Source organism: Phytohabitans flavus, from assembly GCF_011764545.1.
GTDB lineage: Bacteria > Actinomycetota > Actinomycetes > Mycobacteriales > Micromonosporaceae > Phytohabitans > Phytohabitans flavus.
In genome coordinates, this window is the sequence record NZ_AP022870.1 from 740390 (window position 1) to 759070 (window position 18681).

Genomic DNA, 18681 nt, shown 5'->3' on the forward strand with positions numbered 1-18681 from the left:
ACCGGTCGAGCGGGCCCTGGCATCTTCGCCGGGGCCTTCTGCTTTTTGGCCGGCACACGCGCCGAGCGGCGTGTGCGCCAGCCGGCGGCCCAGCGACGACACACGTCAGCGGGCTACCGAGCCGGCACACGCGGCCATCAGCTCCCCGCCCGGCACGCGCGCCGACCGAGGTCGGCGCCCTGCGCGGGTGCGGTTCCAGCCAAGCCAGCGCAAACGCCTCAGCCGACCGGCGCCCGCCGTGAAGCGGAGGCAGGAGGCACACACGACCGGCCGCAAGCCCGCGACCGGACGAAGATCGCAATGAGGAGGCCCCATCAGCGCCGAACCACGCGTGAACGAGCAGATCCGGGCACGTGAGGTCCGACTGGTCGGCCCTGACGGTGAGCAGGTGGGCATTGTCCCACTGGAGCGCGCCCTTCAGCTGGCCACGGACGTCGACCTGGACCTGGTCGAGGTTGCACCGATGGCGCGCCCGCCGGTGTGCAGGCTCATGGACTTTGGAAAGTTCAAGTACGAGAGCGCACTGAAGGCGCGCGAAGCGCGGCGTAACCAGCAGCAGACCGTCATCAAGGAGATGAAGCTCCGGCCGAAGATCGACCCCCACGACTACGAGACCAAGAAGGGTCACGTAGTGCGGTTCCTCAAGGCGGGCGACAAGGTCAAGGTGACGATCATGTTCCGAGGTCGGGAGCAGAGCCGACCGGAGCTGGGCTACCGGCTCCTGCGGCGGCTCGAATCCGAGATCTCGGACCTGGGGTATGTGGAGGCCGCTCCCAAGCAGGACGGCCGCAACATGATTATGGTTTTGGCTCCGCACCGGGCCACCAAGGCCGCCGCAACGGCAGCCAAGGGCCGGGGCGTGAGCGGGAGCCCGGTGCCGACGAGGCACCGCCGGCCGAGGCCGGACCCGCCGGACAGTCCGGCGAGTAGCAGGGGAGAGACGTTCCAGATGCCGAAGATGAAGAGCCACACGGGTACGGGCAAGCGGGTCAAGGTGACCGGCAGCGGCAAGCTCGTCAAGCAGCAGGCCGGTCTGCGTCACAACTTCGAGGGCAAGCCCTCCACCCGCACCCGCCGGCTGTCCGGCACCGTCCTGGTGGCCAAGGCTGACGTCAAGCGAGTCAAGAAGCTGCTGGGCCGCTGACGCGTACCACTTGACAGAGAGAAGGAGTTGAGATGGCACGCGTCAAGCGGGCTGTGAACGCCCAGAAGAAGCGCCGTACCCTGCTGGAAGAGGCGAGCGGTTACCGGGGCCAGCGCTCCCGGCTGTACCGCAAGGCCAAGGAGCAGGTGCTGCACTCGATGCAGTACGCCTACCGGGACCGTCGCGACCGCAAGGGCGACTTCCGGCAGCTGTGGATCACCCGGATCAACGCTGGGGCCCGCGCCAACGGCCTCACCTACAACCGGCTGATCCAGGGCCTGCGCCTGGCGGGCGTCGAGGTCGACCGCAAGATTCTGGCCGACATGGCGGTCAACGACGCGCCGGCCTTCGCCGCGCTCGTCGAGGTCGCCCGCGCGGCGGTGGCTGCGGAGGGCACCGGCGGCGCTCAGGCCGCGTGACCCAGCAACATCCACGACCCGGGGAAGGTCCGTACACAGTGCGGACACCCCGGGTTGTCGCTGCCCGGCGCCTTCAGCGCCGTCGCGAGCGCGACGCCGCCGGGCTTTTCCTGGCCGAGGGGCCACAGGCGGTCCGCGAGGCACTGGCCGCCGCCGTGGTCCAGGAAATTTTTGGTACGGGCAACGGGCTGACCCGGTTCGCGGACCTGATCCAGAGCGCGCGCGAGGGCGGCGCCCGGATCTCCGAGGTCACCGACGAGGCGCTGGCCGTGCTCGCCGACACGGTCCAGCCCCAGGGGCTCGTGGCGGTGTGCGCGCAGCAACCCGTACCACTGGAAAAGGCCTTGGGGCGCGGGCCGAGGCTCGCCGCGGTGCTCGCGGAGATCCGGGATCCGGGCAATGCCGGCACGGTCCTGCGTACCGCGGACGCCGCCGGCGCGGGCGCGGTGATCTTCGCCGGTGACGCGGTCGACCCCTACAACGGCAAGTGCGTGCGCGCCTCCGCCGGCAGCCTCTTCCACGTCGACGTGGTGCGGGCGCCGGATCCGGCGGCGGCCGTCGAGGCGATCCGCGAGCGCGGCATGACCGTCTTCGCCGCCACGGGCTACGGCGACACCGACCTCGACGCGCTCGCCGACGCCGGCCGCCTCGCCACCCCCACCGCGTGGCTCTTCGGCTCCGAGGCACACGGCCTACCAGCCGATCTGCTCGCGCTCGCGGACGCCCGAGTCCGGGTCCCGATCTACGGCGGTGCCGAGTCGCTCAACCTCGCGGCTGCCGCGGCGGTCTGCCTGTACGCCTCCGCGAGAGCGTTGCGAAGGACCAGCGAGTGAGCATCGCAGGGAGCGCTAGCGACCGAGGAGCGGAGCGAGCGTAGGGCCGAGCCTGAGGCTCAGTGGAAACCCGTAGACTCTGTTACCTGTGACGTACCGCAACGATCCGTACGACCCGAAGCAGGTCGCGCTCCTCGACCCGGACGCGCTGGGCGAGGCCGTCGCGAAGGCCGAGGACGCGTTCGCCACGGCCGCCGACCCCGACGCGCTCGCCGGTCTCAAGCACCTGCACCTCGGTGACCGGTCGCCGGTCTCGCTGGCCCGCCGGGAGATCGGCGCGCTGCCCCCGGCCGCCAAGTCCGACGCCGGCAAGCGGGTCAACCAGGCCCGCGCGGCGATCCAGGCGGCGTTCGACGCGCGCGCGGAGGAGTTGGAGCGCCTGCGGGCGGAGCGGATCCTCGCCGAGGAGCGGGTCGACGTCACGCTGCCGTGGAATCGCCACCCGCGCGGCGCCCGCCACCCGCTGACCACGCTGATGGAGCGGATCGGCGACCTCTTCGTCGGTATGGGGTACGAGATCGCCGAGGGCCCCGAGCTCGAGCTCGAGTGGGCCAACTTCGACGCGCTGAACATCCCGCCGGACCACCCGGCCCGCGGCCTGATGGACACATTCCACGTCGAAAACCCCGGTCTCGTGCTGCGCACCCACACCTCGCCGGTGCAGGCGCGCACGATGCTCACCCGCCAGCCACCGATCTACGTGGTGGTGCCCGGCCGGGTGTACCGGACCGACGAGCTGGACGCCACGCACACGCCGGTCTTCCACCAGGTCGAGGGCCTCGTGGTCGACGAGGGCATCACGATGGGCCACCTGCGGGGGACGCTCGACCACTTCGCCCGCGCGATGTTCGGCGCCGAGGCGAAGACCCGGTGGCGGCCGCACTACTTCCCGTTCACCGAGCCGTCGGCGGAGTTCGACGTCTGGTTCCCGCAGCACCGCGACGGTCCACAGTGGGTGGAGTGGGGCGGCTGCGGCATGGTCAACCCGCGCGTGCTCCGGGCCTGCGGCATCGACCCGGACCGGTACTCCGGCTTCGCGTTCGGCATGGGCATCGAGCGGACGCTGATGTTCCGGCACGGGGTGAGCGACATGCGGGACATGGTCGAGGGCGACGTGCGGTTCACCCGCGCGTTCGGCATGGCGGTCTAGGGGGCCACGGTGCGGATTCCACTTTCCTGGCTGCGCGAGTACGTCGACCTGCCGGCCGGCGCCGACGTCGCGGACGCCCTCGTGCGTCTCGGTATCGAGGTCGACGCGGTCATCGACCAGCGGGCGACGGTGCAAGGTGACCTCGTCGTCGGGCGGGTCGCCGAGATCGAGGAGCTGACCGGCTTCAAGAAGCCGATCCGCTTCTGCAAGGTGGACATCGGGCGGGAGCAGCCGCAGGAGATCGTCTGTGGCGCGACGAACTTCGCCGCCGGCGACCTCGTCGCCGTGATCCTGCCCGGCGGTGTGCTGCCCGGCGGCTTCGAGATCGGCGCCCGCAAGACGTACGGGCGGATGTCGGCCGGCATGATCGTCTCCGCCCGCGAGCTGGGCGTCAGCGACGAGCACGCCGGCATCATCGTGCTCCCGCCGGAGACGGCGGCCAGCCCCGGCGAGGACGCCCGGCCGTACGTGGGTCTCGACGACGTCGTCTTCGAGCTGGAGATCACCCCCGACCGCGGGTACGCGATGTCGGTGCGGGGCATCGCCCGGGAGCTGTCGCACGCGTTCGACGCCCCGTTCCGCGACCCGGGGCTGGCAACGTCCGCGCCGAGGAGCGAAGCGACGAGGGCGGACGGCGCCGGCTCCGGGTCGTCAGCGAGCGGAGCGAGCGCGGCAAGCAGAGCCCCGGGGCTGGCAACATCCGCGCCGGGCGCGACCGCCGAGCCGGCGTACCCGGTGATCGTGGAGGACACGGTGGGCTGCGACCGCTTCGCGGCGCGGGCCGTGCGCGGCATCGACCCGGCCGCCCCCTCGCCGGAGTTCATGCGGCGGCGGCTGACCACCGCGGGCATCCGCACGCTGGGCCTCGCGATCGACATCACCAACTACCTGATGCTCGAGCTGGGCCAGCCGATGCACGCCTTCGACGTGACGCGCGTCCGCGGGCCGCTCGTCGTGCGCCGGGCCACCCAGGGCGAAAAGCTGACCACGCTGGACGGTGTCGCCCGCGTGCTCGACGCGGAAGACATGGTCATCTGCGACGAGACCGGCCCGATCTCGCTCGCCGCCGTCATGGGCGGGGAGACCAGCGAGGTCCAGCCGGACACCGTCGACGTGCTCTTCGAGGCGGCGCACTGGGATCCGGTGATGGTCGGCCGCACCGCGCGCCGCCACAAGCTCTTCAGCGAGGCAGCCAAGCGGTGGGAGCGGGGCGTCGACCCGGCCCTGCCGCTGGTCGCCCTCGACCGGGCGGTCGCGCTCCTGGTCGAGTACGGCGGCGGCGCCACCGACGGCAACGTGCTGGACATCGACAACGTGGTGCCGCACCGGTCCCTGACCATCGACCCGACGCTGCCGGGCCGGCGCGCCGGTGTGCCGTACAGCGAGGCCCGCGTTGTCGAGACGCTGACCGCGGTGGGATGTGACGTGGCCACGGTGGACGGCTCGCTCGTCGTCACGCCGCCCACCTGGCGCCCCGACCTCACCGAGCCGGCCGACCTGGTCGAGGAGGTGATCCGGCTCGACGGGTACGACAAGGTGCCGAGCGTCCTGCCGGTCGCCCCGCCCGGCAACGGCCTCACCCCGTCGCAGCGCCGCCGCCGTGCCGTGGCCCTCGCCCTGGCGGAGGGCGGCTACGTCGAGGTGCTCTCGTACCCGTTCGTCGGCCCCTCCGCGGTGGACGGTCCCGCCGTGCGCCTGGCGAACCCGCTTTCCGACGAGGAGCCGTTCCTGCGCACCTCGCTGCTTCCGCCGCTGCTCGCCACGCTCAAGCGCAACATCGGCCGAGGCCACCGCGACACCGCCCTGTACGAGCTGGGCAGCGTCTTCCTGCCCCGCCCCGGAGCGGGCAGCCCGCCGGAGATGGGCGTCGAGCGGCGCCCGACCGAGGAGGAGTTCGCCGCCGCCGACGCGACCGTCCCGCACCAGCCGTGGCACGCCGCCGTCGTGCTGGCCGGCGAGATGGAGCCGGCCGGCTGGTGGGGCAGCGGTCGCCCGGCCGGCTGGGCGGACGCGATCGAGGCGGCCCGGGTCGCCGTCGCCGCCGCCGGCATCGCCGACGAGCGGGTGACGGTCGAGGCCGCCGAGCAGCCCCCGTGGCACCCCGGCCGCTGCGCCGCGATCGCCGTCGACGGGGTCACCATCGGGCACGCGGGCGAGCTGCACCCGTCCGCGCTGGCCGCACTGGAGCTGCCCCGCCGTACCAGCGCGATGGAGCTGGACCTCGACGCGCTCCCGCGGCTGGTGTCGCGCCGGCGCCGCGGGTGTCCGGCTTCCCGCCCGCGCTGATCGACGTGGCGCTCGTCGTGGACGGCGCGGTGCCCGCCGCCGCCGTGCAGACCGCGCTGGTGGCCGGCGCCGGTGATTTGCTGGAGGCGGTACGCCTGTTCGACGTCTACACCAACGAGCAGCAGCTGGGGGAGGGGCGCAAGTCGCTGGCGTACAAGCTGACCTTCCGGGCCCCCGACCGGACACTGACCGTGGAGGAGGCGGTCGCGGCCCGCGACGCGGCGGTGGCCGAGGCGGCCACTCGCTTCGGGGCGGTCCTGCGCGGCGCATAGCACCTTTGGTCCGTGCTCGTCCCGAAACGGACCACCCGGGCTTCGTCGGGTACCCGCGAAGCCGTATCTTTCGTTGGTCTTCGCATACAGAATTTTCTCGGACGAGACGTCGAACGGGGTTGACATGACGGATGCGTTCACTTCGGACGTATGCATCGTCGGTGGCTGCGGGCGGGTGGGCCTGCCCTTGGGCATCGCGCTCGCGTCGCGGGGCCTGACAGTAACGCTGTACGACATCAACGCCGCGGCCGTCGAGACGGTCAACTCCGGCACCCTGCCCTTTGACGAGGAGGGCGCGGCCCCGGTGCTCGCCGAGGCCGTCGCGGCCGGCCGGCTGCGCGCGTCGACCGAGCCCGCCACGGTCGGCTTGGCGGAAAACCTCGTCGTCGTGGTCGGTACCCCGGTCGACGAGCACCTCAACCCTGACCTCGGCGCGGTGCCGAGGGCGCTGGAGCGGTGCGCCGAGCACCTGCACGACGGCCAGTTGGTGGTGCTGCGGTCGACTGTGTACCCAGGTGTGACGGCGCTGACCGAAAAGCTCCTCGCCGGCATGGGCATCGCGGTCGACGTGGCCTTCTGCCCGGAGCGGATCGCCGAGGGCAAGGCGATGACCGAGCTCTTCGCGCTCCCGCAGATCGTTTCGGCCCGCACCCCGCAGGCCCTGGCCCGAGCGGAAAAGCTCTTCCGCCACCTGACGGACCAGATCGTGCCGCTCGAGCCTGAGGAGGCTGAGCTGGCGAAGCTGTTTACGAATACGTGGCGGTACATCAAGTTCGCGACGGCGAATCAGTTTTGGATGATGGCGAACGATTTCGGGTTGGATTTTGCCCGGATTCGGCATGCGATCACGTTCGATTATCCGCGGGCGGCGGATTTGCCGATGCCGGGGTTTGCGGCGGGGCCGTGTCTGTTCAAGGACACGATGCAGTTGGCGGCGTTCAACCGAAACAACTTCGTGCTCGGTCATTCGGCGATGCTTATCAATGAGGGTTTGCCGTTGTACCTGGTGTCGCGGTTGGAGGACAGTTACGACCTGTCGTCGATGACGGTCGGGATCTTGGGTATGGCGTTCAAGGGTGGCAGCGACGACCCGCGTGAGTCCCTCGCCTACAAGTTGCGGAAGATCTTGTCGTTGAAGGCGCGGGAGACGTTGTGTACGGATCCGCACATCAAGGACGAGCGGTTCCTGCCGTTGGATGAGGTGTTGGCGAAGGCGGATCTGTTGGTGATCGCCTGCCCGCACACGGAGTACGCGGAGCTGGAGACGGCGACGCCGGTGGTGGACATGTGGGGGCTGACCGGGCAGGGAGTGCGGGTATGACGATCACTGCCCGCGTGTCGGTGATCATCCCCGTCTACAACGAGGGGGAGTCGATCGTCCGCTGCCTCGACCGGATCCTCCGCGAGGTGCTGCTCCCGGCCGAGGTGCTCCTCGTGCACGACATGCCCGAGGACACCACCGTGCCCTACGCGCAGGAGGTCGCCCGCACCGACCCGCGCGTCCGCACCGTCCTCAACACATACGGGCGGGGGCCGGCCAACGCGATCCGCTTCGGCATCGACTCCGCCGCCGCGCCGATCGCGGTGGTCACGATGGCCGACGGCTCTGACGACCCCCGCCAGATCGACGACCTCGCCCGGCTCGTCGACCGGGGCGTGGTCGTGGCGGCCGCGTCGCGGTACATGCCGGGTGGGCAGCAGGTCGGTGGGCCGCGGCTCAAGCGGATGATGTCCCGCTGGGCGGGGCGCACACTGCACTGGTTCGCCCGGGTCGGCACCTGCGACGCGACGAACAGTTTCAAGGCGTACGACACGGATTTCGTGCGCATGGTGGGTATCGAGTCGCGCACCGGCTTCGAGATCGGGCTGGAGCTGACCGCCAAGGCCAACCGCTTGCGGCTGCCCGTGGCCGAGATCCCCACGATCTGGCTGGACCGGCAGCTCGGCGAGTCCCGCTTCGACCTGGGCCGGTTCATGCCCTCGTACCTCAAGTGGTACTTCTTCGCGTTCGGCCGCAGGCTGACGGCCGAGCGGATCATGGCGCGCCGCCCGGCGGTACCGCCGGCACCGGCCGACCAAACCCTGGAAAAGGAGAGCAGCGCTAGTGGCTAAAGTCCTGGTTACCGGTTCGGCCGGGTTCATCGGTGGTTACGTGGTGGAGGAGTTGCTTCGCCGTGGCCATGAGGTGGTCGGGTTGGACAACTTTTCGAAGTACGGGCCGGTGACGCACAGCTACGACGACAATCCGGGGTACCGGTTCGTCGAGGGTGATGCCCGGGACACCGCGTTGGTGACCGAGTTGGCCGCGGACTGTGATCATTTCATCGCGGGTGCGGCGATGATCGGTGGCATCTCCTACTTCCACGCCTACGCCTACGACCTGCTGGCCACGAATGAGCGGATCATGGCCGCGTCGTGTGACGCCGCGATCGCCGCGCACCGGGACGGCCGGCTGTCGAAGGTGACGTACATGTCGTCGTCGATGGTGTTCGAGTCGACCACGCACTGGCCCTCCGCGGAGGGTGATGAGCGGTCGGTGCCGCCGCCGTTGTCGTCGTACGGGTTTCAGAAGTTGGCGGTGGAGTACTACGCGCGGGCGGCGTGGGAGCAGTACAAGTTGCCGTACACGATCGTGCGGCCGTTCAACTGTGTCGGCGTCGGTGAGGGCCGCGCGTTGGGTGAGGCCGAGGTGTTGTCGGGGAATGTGAAGCTGGCGATGTCGCACGTGGTCCCGGACCTGGTGCAGAAGATCGTCAAGGGGCAGGACCCGTTGCACATCCTGGGTGAGGGCAACCAGGTGCGGCACTACACCTACGGTGCTGACCTGGCGGCGGGGATCGTGGTCGCGATGGAGCACCCGGCGGCGGTGAACGACGACTTCAACCTCTCGACCGCGGAGTCGACCACGGTGCTGGAGTTGGCCGAGGTGATCTGGCGGAAGATCAAGGGCCCGGACGTGCCGTTCCGGTACGTGTCGGACGACCCGTTCGAGTACGACGTGCAAAAGCGGGTCCCGGACGTGACCAAAGCCAAGCAGGTGCTCGGCTTCGAGGCCACCACCAGCCTCGACACGATGCTCGACGAGGTCATCCCCTGGGTCACCCAGGCCGTACACGACGGACGGCTCTGACTCGGCTGTCCCGCTGAGCACGCACTGGCCGCCCGCTGTGAAAGGCGGGCGGCCTGACGCGTTCAGGCGTGCATGGACTTGCCGGTCTCCAGCAGGGTCTTGAGGTCGCTGAGCACCTCGGCCCAACCGCCACCCGCACCCTCGATAGACCCCGCCGTCTGCGCGGCGGTCTGCGGCGCCCCATCCAACGCGTGCGTCACGGTGAGTGACGACACTCCGCCCTGTCCCTCGCGGATCTCGTACGTCAGTCGGGTCGCCGGCTCGTCCAGCCAGGTCGCCCGCCACGTCTGCACAAGCTTGTGCGGCGGGTCGGCCTCGATCACCTCGCCGTCGACCACGATCTCCGGCATGCCGCCCGCCTGCATCTCCTCGTTGGCCCGGTTGCGGAACGCGCCGCCCGGCCGCAGGTCGAACTCGACGAAGCCCTGATACCCGTACTTGTTCGTCCACTCGGGCTGGGTGATCGCGTCCCAGATCGCCTGCGGGGTCGCCTTGATGTAGACCCGGTAGACCTGCGTGGTCGTGCTCGTCATGGTGCTCACGGTCCCTCTTCCAGCTCGCGTTTCAGGTCCAGTAGCGCCGCCGTGCGGTGCTCCGTGTACTTGTCGATCCACCGGTCGTGGATCTGGCGGATCGGCACCGGGTTGAGAAAGTGCAGCTTTTCCCGGCCCTGGCGGCGCGTGATCACGAGGCCCGCTTCCTCCAGCACGCGCAGGTGTTTCATCACGCCGAAGCGGGTCATCGCCAGCTCCGACTCGAGCCCCGTCAGAGTCCGCCCGTCCACCATGAAGAGCAGGTCGAGCAGGAAGCGCCGAGTCGGATCGGCGAGCGCCTTGAACACCAGGTCGTCGTCGATCACAACGCAAAGTTACGTGACCCATTGGTCACATGTCAAGGGTGCCGTACCTTGGCTACCGCTGGGAGCGCGACCGCGCGGCTAGGTGGCCGCCGGGTGAAGGGGACGTGATCACTATTCGGCGGACCGCATGACCTTGCAGGGACCGATGGCAATCTGATACCGTACTCTGCATAGACATGCGGAGGTGAACATGGGGATCCGGGTCGCCGTGGCGGGGGCGAGCGGCTACGCCGGTGGCGAGCTGCTGCGCCTGATCGCCGCACATCCGGAGCTGGACCTGGTCGCCGCGACCGCGCACAGCCAGGCGGGCGCGCCGCTCGCCGTGGTGCACCCGCACCTGACCGGCCTCGACATCACGCTCGGGGCGACCGGCCCGGAGTCGCTCGCGGACGCCGACCTGGTCTTCCTTGCGCTCCCGCATGGCGAGTCGGGTGCGCTCGCCGCTGCCCTCCCCGGTGGCGTGAAGGTGGTCGACCTCGGGGCCGACCACCGCCTACGCGACCCTGACGCCTGGGTCCGCTACTACGGCGGCGAGCACGCCGGCCCGTGGACGTATGGGCTGCCTGAGCTGCCTGGGCAGAAGGGCGAGATCTCGATCGCGACCCGGGTGGCCGCGCCCGGGTGCTACGCGACGGCCATCTCGCTGGCGCTGGCCCCGCTGATCACGGCCGGCGCGGTCTCGCCCGACGACGTCGTGGCGGTGGCCGCCTCGGGCACGTCCGGCGCGGGCCGGGGAGCCAAGGCGCACCTGCTCGGCAGCGAGGTGATGGGCGACCTCTCGCCGTACAAGGTGGGCCGGCACCAGCACGTCCCGGAGATCAAGCAGGCGAGCGGCGCGCGGAGCCTGTCGCTTACGCCGGTGCTCGCGCCCATGCCGCGGGGCATCCTGGCCACCGTGACCGCCCTGCCGCAGGGCCCCGCCGACGCCCGCCAGGTGCTCGCGGAGGCGTATGCGGATGCCCCCTTCGTGCACGTGCTCCCCGAGGGGGCCTGGCCGCACACGGCCGCGACGCTCGGGTCCAACGCATGCCACCTCCAGGCGACCACCGACATCGACTCCGGACGGGTGATCGTGATCAGCGCGATCGACAACCTCGGCAAGGGCGCCGCCGCCCAGGGCGTGCAGTGCGCCAACCTGATGCTCGGCCTCCCCGAGACGATGGGTCTCCCGATGCACGGGGTGGCCCCGTGAGCGCCGCGGTGGGGGCCGGCGCCGACAAGCAGAGCGCGGACGAGCAGGGCGTCACCGGCCCGAAGGGCTTTCGGGCCGCGGGCGTCGCCGCCGGGCTCAAGACGAGCGGGCTCGACGTGGCCCTCGTCGTCAACGACGGGCCACGGGCGGCCGCCGCCGGCGTCTTCACCGCCAACCGGGTCAAGGCCGCGCCCGTGCTCTGGAGCCAGCAGGTGCTCCGCGCCGGCCAGGTCCGCGCCGTCGTGCTCAACTCCGGCGGGGCGAATGCGTGCACCGGCCCGAAGGGCTTCCAGGACACCCACGCCACGGCCGAGCACGTCGCCGCGGCCCTCGGCGGGATCGGCGCGGGCGACGTCGCGGTCTGCTCGACCGGCCTGATCGGCGAGCTGCTGCCGATGCAAAAGCTGCTCCTCGGGGTCGACGCCGCCGCGAGCGCGCTGGTCGCCGACGGCGGCCCGGCCGCGGCCGAGGCGATCATGACCACCGACACCCGGCCGAAGACCGTGGTGGTGGGCAAGGACGGCTGGAGCGTCGGCGGCATGGCCAAGGGCGCCGGCATGCTCGCCCCGGGCATGGCCACGATGCTCAGCGTGCTCACCACCGACGCGGTCGCCGAGCCGGCGGTGCTCGACGCGGCGCTGCGCGCGGCTACCCGGGTCTCGTTCGACCGGATCGACTCCGACGGTTGCATGTCCACCAACGACACCGTGCTGCTGCTGGCCAGCGGCGCCTCGGGTGTCGAGCCGACCGCCGAGGAGCTGGCCGCCGCGATCACCGCCGCCTGCCACGACCTGGCCCAGCAGCTGCTCGCCGACGCCGAGGGCGCCACCAAGGAGGCCGCCATCGAGGTCGTCGGCGCGGCCAGCGAGGACGACGCGGTCGAGGTGGGCCGCGCGGTCGCCCGCAACAACCTGGTCAAGACCGCGCTCTTCGGCAACGACCCCAACTGGGGCCGCATCCTCGCCGCGGTCGGCACCACCGCCGCCGCCTTCGAGCCGGACGCGCTCGACGTCTCGGTCAACGGTGTGTGGGTGTGCAAGGGCGGCGCGGCCGCCGAGGACCGCTCCTCGGTGGACCTGTCCGGCCGGGCCGTGACGATCCGGATCGACCTGCACGCCGGCACCGACGAGGCCACCATCTGGACCAACGACCTCTCCCATGGGTACGTGCACGAGAACTCGGCCTACTCCACATGACAGACACGCTGCTCAGCGCCCAGGAGAAAGCGGCCACCCTCATCGAGGCGCTGCCGTGGCTGGCCCGTTTCCACGGTGCCACGGTCGTGGTGAAGTACGGCGGCAACGCGATGATCGAACCCGAGCTGAAGAAGGCGTTCGCGGCCGACATGGTCTTCCTGCGGTACGCCGGGCTCAAGCCGGTCGTCGTGCACGGCGGCGGCCCGCAGATCTCGTCGATGCTCAACAGGCTCGGGATCGAGAGCGAGTTTCGCGGCGGCCTGCGGGTCACCACGCCCGAGGCGATGGACGTCGTGCGGATGGTGCTCGTCGGCCAGGTGGGTCGCGAGCTTGTCGGGCTCATCAACGAGTACGGCCCGTTCGCCGTCGGGCTGTCCGGTGAGGACGCCCGCCTCTTCACCGCCGTGCGGCGTCCGGCCTATGTGGACGGGCTGCCGGTCGACGTGGGGCAGGTGGGCGACGTCGAGCACGTCAACCTCCCCGCGGTGACCGACCTCATCGCCGCTGGCCGGATACCGGTCATCTCCTCGGTCGCGCCGGACGCCGAGGGTGTCCTGCACAACCTCAACGCCGACACCGCCGCGTCCGCTCTCGCGGTGGCCCTCGGCGCCCGCAAGCTCGTCGTGCTCACCGACGTCGCCGGCCTCTACACCGACTGGCCGGACACGACGAGCCTCGTCCGGCAGATCACCACGCTCGACCTCGCGGCGCTGCTGCCGCGGCTGGAGTCCGGCATGGTGCCCAAGATGGAAGCGTGCCTGCGGGCGGTCGAGGGCGGCGTGCCGGCCGCGCACGTCGTCGACGGGCGGATGGCGCACTCCATCCTGCTTGAGGTCTTCACCTCGGAAGGGTTCGGGACGATGGTCATTCCTGGGAGGGGTCGTGACAAGTCTCGTCGACCGGTGGTCGCAGTCCATGATGGACAACTACGGCACCCCGCCGCTGGGTCTCGTGCGGGGCGAGGGCGCGGTGGTGTACGACGAAGCCGGCCGATCCTATGTGGACCTCCTCGCCGGCATCGCGGTCAACGTGCTCGGCCACGCCCACCCGGCCATCGTCGCCGCGGTGTCCAAGCAGGTCGGCACGCTCGGCCACGTCTCCAACCTCTTCGTCGCCGAGCCGCCGGTGGCCCTCGCCGAGCTGCTGCTCGCGCTGGCCGGCCGGCAGGGGCGGGTGTTCTTCGGCAACTCCGGCGCGGAGGCGGTCGAGGCGGCGTTCAAGCTCTCCCGGCTGACCGGTCGCCTCGGCGTGGTCGCCACCCAGGGCGGCTTCCACGGCCGCACGATGGGCAGCCTCGCGCTGACCGGGCAGCCGACCAAGGCCGACCCGTTCCGCCCGCTGCCCGGCGACGTCACCCATGTGCCGTACGGCGATGTGGCCGCCCTCGACGCCGCCGTCACCACGGACACCGCGATGGTCATCCTGGAGCCGATCCAGGGCGAGGCCGGCGTGGTCGTGCCCCCGGCCGGCTACCTCGCCGCCGCCCGCGAGATCACCGCGGCCCGGGGCGCGCTGCTGGCGCTCGACGAGGTGCAGACGGGTGTGGGGCGCACCGGTCACTGGTTCGCCCACCAGGCCGACGGCATCGAGCCCGACCTCGTCACGCTCGCCAAAGGGCTCGGCGGCGGGCTGCCGATCGGCGCCTGCGTCGCGTTCGGCGGCGCGGCCGACCTCTTGGGCCGGGTAGCCACGCCAGCACGTTCGGCGGCAACCCGATCAGCTGCGCCGCGGCGCTCGCGGTCATCTCGACGATCGCCAACGAGGGCCTGCTCGACCACGTCAAGCGCACCGGCGAGCGGCTCAAGACCGGCATCGAGGCGCTCGGCCACCCGCTCGTCCGCGAGGTGCGCGGCGCCGGCCTGCTCCTCGGCGTCGTGCTGGGTGCGCCCGCCTCCGCCGCGGTCACCGGCGTGCTGCGCGACAAGGGCTTCCTGACCAACCCGGTGCAGCCCGACGTCATCCGGCTCGCGCCGCCGCTGATCCTCACCGCCGACCAGGTCGACGCCTTCCTCGCGACCCTGCCGACAGCACTGGACGCGGCGTCATGAGCGTGCGGCACCTTCTGCGCGACGACGACCTGACGCCGGCCGAGCAGGGCGCGGTGCTCGACCTGGCCGCCGCGATGAAGGCCGACAGGTTCGCGTTCACGCCGCTCGCCGGCCCCCGGGCGGTCGCGGTGCTCTTCGACAAGCAGAGCCTGCGCACCCGGGTCTCGTTCGACGTGGGCATCGCCGAGCTCGGCGGCCACCCGGTCATCGTGGACGGTCAGGGCACCCACTTCGGCCGGGGCGAGACGCTCGGCGACGCCGCCCGCGTGCTCTCCCGGTACGTGAGCGCGATCGTCATGCGCACGTTCGGCGACGACCGGCTCGCCGAGGTCGCGACCGGCGCCACGGTCCCCGTGGTCAACGCGCTTACCGACGGCTTCCACCCCTGCCAGCTCCTCGCCGACCTGCTCACGGTCCGGGAGCGGTGCGGCGGTACGGCCGGGCGCACCCTGGCGTACGTGGGGGACGCCGCCAACAACATGTCCCACTCGTACCTGCTCGCCGGTGTCACCGCCGGCATGCACGTCCGGGTCGCCGGGCCGCCCGGGCACGACCCACAGCCCGCGGTCGTCTCACGCGCCAACGAGATCGCCGCGTGGACCGGCGGCTCGGCCCAGGTGCTGCGCGACCCGCACGAGGCGGTCGACCGGGCGGACGTGGTGGCCACCGACACGTGGACCTCGATGGGTCAGGAGCAGGACGGCCGCGACCGGCGTACCCCCTTCTGGCCGTACCAGATCAACAAGGACCTTCTCGCGGTGGCCGCGCCCGACGCGGTCGTGCTGCACTGCCTGCCCGCGCACCGCGGCGAGGAGATCACCGACGACGTGCTGGACGGCCCGCAGAGCGCCGTCTTCGACCAGGCCGAAAACCGCCTCCACGCCCAGAAAGCGCTGCTGACCTGGCTGCTGTCCACTGTGGAGCAGCGATGACCGGGCCGGGCACGCGCACCGCGCGCCACGCGCGGATCGTCGACCTCATCCGCGAGCGGGGGTACGGTCGCAGACCGAGCTCGCCGAGCTCCTCGGCGCGGACGGCGTGCAGGTCACCCAGGCCACGCTCTCCCGCGACCTGGAGGAGCTGGGCGCCTACAAGGTGCGCGGCGCGGACGGCGGCCCAGCGGTGTACGTGATCCCGGAGGACGGGCTGCCCCGCCCCGCCCCGCCGAGCAGGCCCCGGCCCGCCTCGTGCGGCTGCTGCGCGAGCTGCTCACCGGCGCCGACGCGAGCGGCAACCTCGCTGTACTGCGCACCCCACCCGGCGCCGCGCAGTTCCTGGCCAGCGCCCTCGACCGGGCCGGCCTTCCGGAGATCGTCGGCACGATCGCCGGCGACGACACCATCTTCGTGGTGGCCCGCGAGCCACTCACCGGTGCTGGTCTCGCCGACAAGCTGAGCGCCTGGGCAGGCCGCGAAGAACAAATGCGCGTCGACTCGAACCACGCAGAAGTGAAATAAGGAGATCTCATGACTGAGCGCGTCGTCCTGGCGTACTCCGGCGGCCTGGACACGTCGGTCGCCATCCCGTACCTGGCGGACAAGATGGGTGCCGAGGTGATCGCGGTGGCGGTCGACCTCGGCCAGGGCGGCGAGGACATGACCGCCATCCGCCAGCGCGCGCTCGACTGCGGCGCCGTGGAGTCCGAGGTGATCGACGCCAAGGACGAGTTCGCCGCGGACTACTGCCTGCCGGCCGTCAAGGCGAACGCGCTCTACATGGACCGCTACCCGCTGCTCTCCTCGCTCAGCCGCCCGCTGATCGTGAAGCACCTCGTCGAGGCCGCCAAGCGCCACGGCGGCACGGTCGTCTCGCACGGCTGTACCGGCAAGGGCAACGACCAGGTGCGCTTCGAGGTCGGCATCGGCGCGCTCGCGCCCGACCTGAAGATCGTGGCGCCGGCCCGGGACTTCGCGTGGACCCGGGACAAGGCGATCGCCCTCGCCGAGGAAAAGGGCCTGCCGATCGACGTCAGCCACAAGTCGCCGTACTCGATCGACCAGAACCTGTGGGGCCGCGCGGTCGAGACCGGCTTCCTCGAGGACATCTGGAACGCGCCGATCGAGGAGCTGTACAGCTACACCGCCAACCCGGCCGAGCCCCGCGACGCCGACGAGGTCGTGATCACGTTCGAGGCCGGTGTGCCGGTCGCGATCGACGGCGAGACCGTCACCCCGTTCCAGGCCGTCGCCGAGATGAACCGGCGGGCCGGGGCCCAGGGAGTCGGCCGGCTGGACATGGTCGAGGACCGGCTGGTGGGCATCAAGAGCCGCGAGGTGTACGAGGCACCGGGCGCGATCGCGCTGATCACCGCCCACCAGGAGCTGGAGAACGTGACGGTCGAGCGCGACCTGGCCCGCTTCAAGAAGGGCGTGGACCAGCGCTGGGCCGAGCTCGTCTACGACGGCCTGTGGTTCTCGCCGCTCAAGTACTCGCTCGACGCGTTCGTCGCGGACACCCAGAAGTACGTCTCCGGCGACATCCGGCTCACCCTGCACGGCGGCCGCGCGGTGGTCACCGGCCGGCGCTCCGAGGCCAGCCTGTACGACTTCAACCTCGCCACCTACGACACCGGCGACACCTTCGACCAGTCCCTCGCCAAGGGCTTCGTACAGCTGTGGGGCCTGCCCAGCCGGATCGCCGCGGCCCGCGACGCCCGGCTCGGCTAGGGCGCTTCGCGCACCCTCGGGTAGAAATGACACTCGTGTCCCCTGACCTGCCACCCACCCAAGCCCACCCGAGCCGTACCTCTCTTTGGGGCGGCCGGTTCGCCGGCGGCCCCGCCGAGGCCCTGGCCCGGCTCTCCGTCAGCGTGCAGTTCGACTGGCGCCTCGCGCCGTACGACTTGGCCGCCTCCCGCGCGCACGCCCGCGTGCTCGCCGGGGCCGGACTGCTCGACCCCGACGAGCTGGGCCGGATGCTCGCCGCGCTGGACGACCTGGAGGCCGCCTGCGCCTCCGGGGCGTTCCGGCCCACGGTCGACGACGAGGACGTGCACACCGCGCTCGAACGTGGCCTGCTGGAGCGGCTCGGCACGCTGGGCGGCAAGCTCCGCGCCGGCCGCTCCCGCAACGACCAGGTCGCCACCGACCTGCGCCTCTACCTGCGCGACCACGCGCGGGTGTGGCCACCGACCTGGTACAGCTCGCCGACGCGCTGGTCGAGCAGGCCGAGCGGCACGTGGACACGCCCGCGCCGGGCATGACCCACCTGCAGCACGCGCAGCCGGTGACGTTCGGGCACTGGCTGCTCGCGCACGTACAGCCGCTGCTGCGGGACCTTTCGCGGCTGCGCGACTGGGACGCCCGCGCGGCGATCAGCCCGCTCGGCGCGGGTGCGCTGGCCGGTTCGTCGCTGCCGCTCGACCCGGCCGGGGTGGCCAAGGAGCTGGGCTTCACCGCCCCGCCGCCAACTCGATGGACGCGGTCGCCGACCGCGACTTCGTGGCCGAGTTCCTCTTCATCACCTCGCTGGTCGGCGTGCACCTGTCCCGGCTGGGGAGGAGGTGGTGCTGTGGACGTCGCAGGAGTTCGGCTGGGTCGAGCTCGACGACGGCTTCGCCACCGGTTCGTCGATCATGCCGCAGAAGAAGAACGCGGACATCGCCGAGCTGGCCCGCGGCAAGGCCGGCCGCCTGATCGGCGGGCTGGTCACCGTGCTGACAATGCTCAAGGGCCTTCCGCTGACGTACGACCGGGACATGCAGGAGGACAAGGAGCCGGCCTTCGACGCGGTCGACACGCTGGAGCTGGTGCTCCCGGCGCTGGCCGGCATGATCTCCACGATGACGGTACGGGTGGACCGCCTCGTCGCCGCCGCCCCGGTCGGGTACACGCTGGCCACCGAGGTCGCCGACTGGCTGGTCCGCAAGGGCGTGCCGTTCCGCGAGGCGCACGAGGTGACCGGCCGCCTGGTGGCGCTCTGCGTGGCCCGCGAGTGCGCGCTCGACGAGGTCAGCGACGACGAGCTGGCGCTGGTCAGCCCGCACCTGGACCCCGCCGTGCGGAACGTGCTCTCGGTGCGGTCCGCGCTCGCCGCCCGTACCACGCCCGGCTCCACCGGCCCCGGCCCGGTCGCCGACCAGCTCGCCTCGGCCGTGGACAAGCTGGACGGATGGCGGGAATGGGCGACGGAGCGCGTGGTACCCCGCTGAGG

General features: G+C 71.4%; 14 protein-coding genes and 6 pseudogenes. 18 read left to right on the forward strand and 2 right to left on the reverse strand.

Features of this window, described 5'->3' with window-relative positions; all coding sequences use genetic code 11:
• Positions 1-331: 331 nt before the first annotated feature.
• The 10 genes and pseudogenes from infC to Pflav_RS03385 all read left to right on the forward strand — a co-directional run bounded on the left by infC (position 332) and on the right by Pflav_RS03385 (position 9234).
• A pseudogene (gene infC / locus Pflav_RS03345) lies at positions 332-930 on the forward strand (translation initiation factor IF-3).
• 19 nt (positions 931-949) lie between these two features.
• Entirely contained in the window at positions 950-1144 is a 195-nt protein-coding gene (rpmI, locus tag Pflav_RS03350) for a 50S ribosomal protein L35 (RefSeq protein ID WP_173033668.1), read from the forward strand.
• A 32-nt stretch (positions 1145-1176) separates the two neighbouring features.
• The gene (rplT, locus tag Pflav_RS03355) at positions 1177-1563 is read left to right on the forward strand and encodes a 50S ribosomal protein L20 (RefSeq protein WP_173033670.1); all 387 of its coding nucleotides are present in this window, start codon (positions 1177-1179) and stop codon (positions 1561-1563) included.
• Complete coding sequence (locus Pflav_RS03360; RefSeq protein WP_173033672.1) at positions 1560-2396, forward strand: TrmH family RNA methyltransferase; 837 nt, start codon at positions 1560-1562, stop codon at positions 2394-2396. The genes rplT and Pflav_RS03360 overlap by 4 nt, the downstream gene beginning before the upstream one ends.
• A gap of 88 nt (positions 2397-2484) precedes the next feature.
• Entirely contained in the window at positions 2485-3546 is a 1062-nt protein-coding gene (gene pheS, locus Pflav_RS03365) for a phenylalanine--tRNA ligase subunit alpha (protein WP_173033674.1), read from the forward strand.
• Between the two features lie 9 nt (positions 3547-3555).
• Positions 3556-5709, forward strand: a pseudogene (locus Pflav_RS03370) (phenylalanine--tRNA ligase subunit beta); the annotation flags it as partial.
• A 98-nt stretch (positions 5710-5807) separates the two neighbouring features.
• Positions 5808-6104 carry a phenylalanine--tRNA ligase subunit beta-related protein gene (locus Pflav_RS48350; protein WP_415624304.1) on the forward strand — a complete coding sequence of 99 codons (297 nt, stop codon included), beginning with the start codon at positions 5808-5810 and terminating at the stop codon, positions 6102-6104.
• 124 nt (positions 6105-6228) lie between these two features.
• Complete coding sequence (locus Pflav_RS03375) at positions 6229-7425, forward strand: nucleotide sugar dehydrogenase (RefSeq protein ID WP_173033677.1); 1197 nt, start codon at positions 6229-6231, stop codon at positions 7423-7425.
• The gene (locus Pflav_RS03380) at positions 7422-8216 is read left to right on the forward strand and encodes a glycosyltransferase family 2 protein (protein WP_173033679.1); all 795 of its coding nucleotides are present in this window, start codon (positions 7422-7424) and stop codon (positions 8214-8216) included. Before Pflav_RS03375 ends, Pflav_RS03380 begins: the two co-directional genes overlap by 4 nt.
• On the forward strand, positions 8209-9234 hold the full coding sequence (locus Pflav_RS03385) for an NAD-dependent epimerase/dehydratase family protein (RefSeq protein ID WP_173033681.1): 1026 nt from the start codon (positions 8209-8211) through the stop codon (positions 9232-9234). Before Pflav_RS03380 ends, Pflav_RS03385 begins: the two co-directional genes overlap by 8 nt.
• A gap of 62 nt (positions 9235-9296) precedes the next feature.
• Here the strand turns inward: Pflav_RS03385 and Pflav_RS03390 are convergent, their stop codons facing one another.
• On the reverse strand, positions 9297-9767 hold the full coding sequence (locus tag Pflav_RS03390) for an SRPBCC family protein (RefSeq protein WP_173033683.1): 471 nt from the start codon (positions 9765-9767) through the stop codon (positions 9297-9299).
• A 5-nt stretch (positions 9768-9772) separates the two neighbouring features.
• Complete coding sequence (locus Pflav_RS03395) at positions 9773-10093, reverse strand: ArsR/SmtB family transcription factor (protein WP_173033685.1); 321 nt, start codon at positions 10091-10093, stop codon at positions 9773-9775.
• A 190-nt stretch (positions 10094-10283) separates the two neighbouring features.
• Between Pflav_RS03395 and argC the strand changes: the two genes are divergently transcribed.
• From argC to argH, 8 genes and pseudogenes are all read left to right on the forward strand, one after another.
• The gene (gene argC / locus Pflav_RS03400) at positions 10284-11285 is read left to right on the forward strand and encodes an N-acetyl-gamma-glutamyl-phosphate reductase (protein ID WP_173033687.1); all 1002 of its coding nucleotides are present in this window, start codon (positions 10284-10286) and stop codon (positions 11283-11285) included.
• Positions 11282-12481: a bifunctional glutamate N-acetyltransferase/amino-acid acetyltransferase ArgJ gene (gene argJ, locus Pflav_RS03405; RefSeq protein ID WP_232070957.1), complete on the forward strand. Its 1200-nt coding sequence runs from the start codon at positions 11282-11284 to the stop codon at positions 12479-12481. Before argC ends, argJ begins: the two co-directional genes overlap by 4 nt.
• A pseudogene (gene argB / locus Pflav_RS03410) lies at positions 12478-13356 on the forward strand (acetylglutamate kinase); the annotation flags it as partial. The gene argJ and the pseudogene argB, both read left to right, overlap by 4 nt.
• Before the next feature lie 7 nt (positions 13357-13363).
• A pseudogene (locus Pflav_RS03415) lies at positions 13364-14529 on the forward strand (acetylornithine transaminase).
• Positions 14526-15461 carry an ornithine carbamoyltransferase gene (gene argF, locus Pflav_RS03420; protein WP_173033689.1) on the forward strand — a complete coding sequence of 312 codons (936 nt, stop codon included), beginning with the start codon at positions 14526-14528 and terminating at the stop codon, positions 15459-15461. Before Pflav_RS03415 ends, argF begins: the two are co-directional and overlap by 4 nt.
• Positions 15458-15986, forward strand: a pseudogene (locus Pflav_RS03425) (arginine repressor). Before argF ends, Pflav_RS03425 begins: the two are co-directional and overlap by 4 nt.
• Positions 15987-15995: 9 nt before the next feature.
• Positions 15996-17195, forward strand: a complete 1200-nt coding sequence (locus Pflav_RS03430) for an argininosuccinate synthase (RefSeq protein WP_173033692.1) — start codon at positions 15996-15998, stop codon at positions 17193-17195.
• A gap of 26 nt (positions 17196-17221) precedes the next feature.
• A pseudogene (gene argH / locus Pflav_RS03435) lies at positions 17222-18679 on the forward strand (argininosuccinate lyase).
• Positions 18680-18681 lie beyond the last annotated feature (2 nt).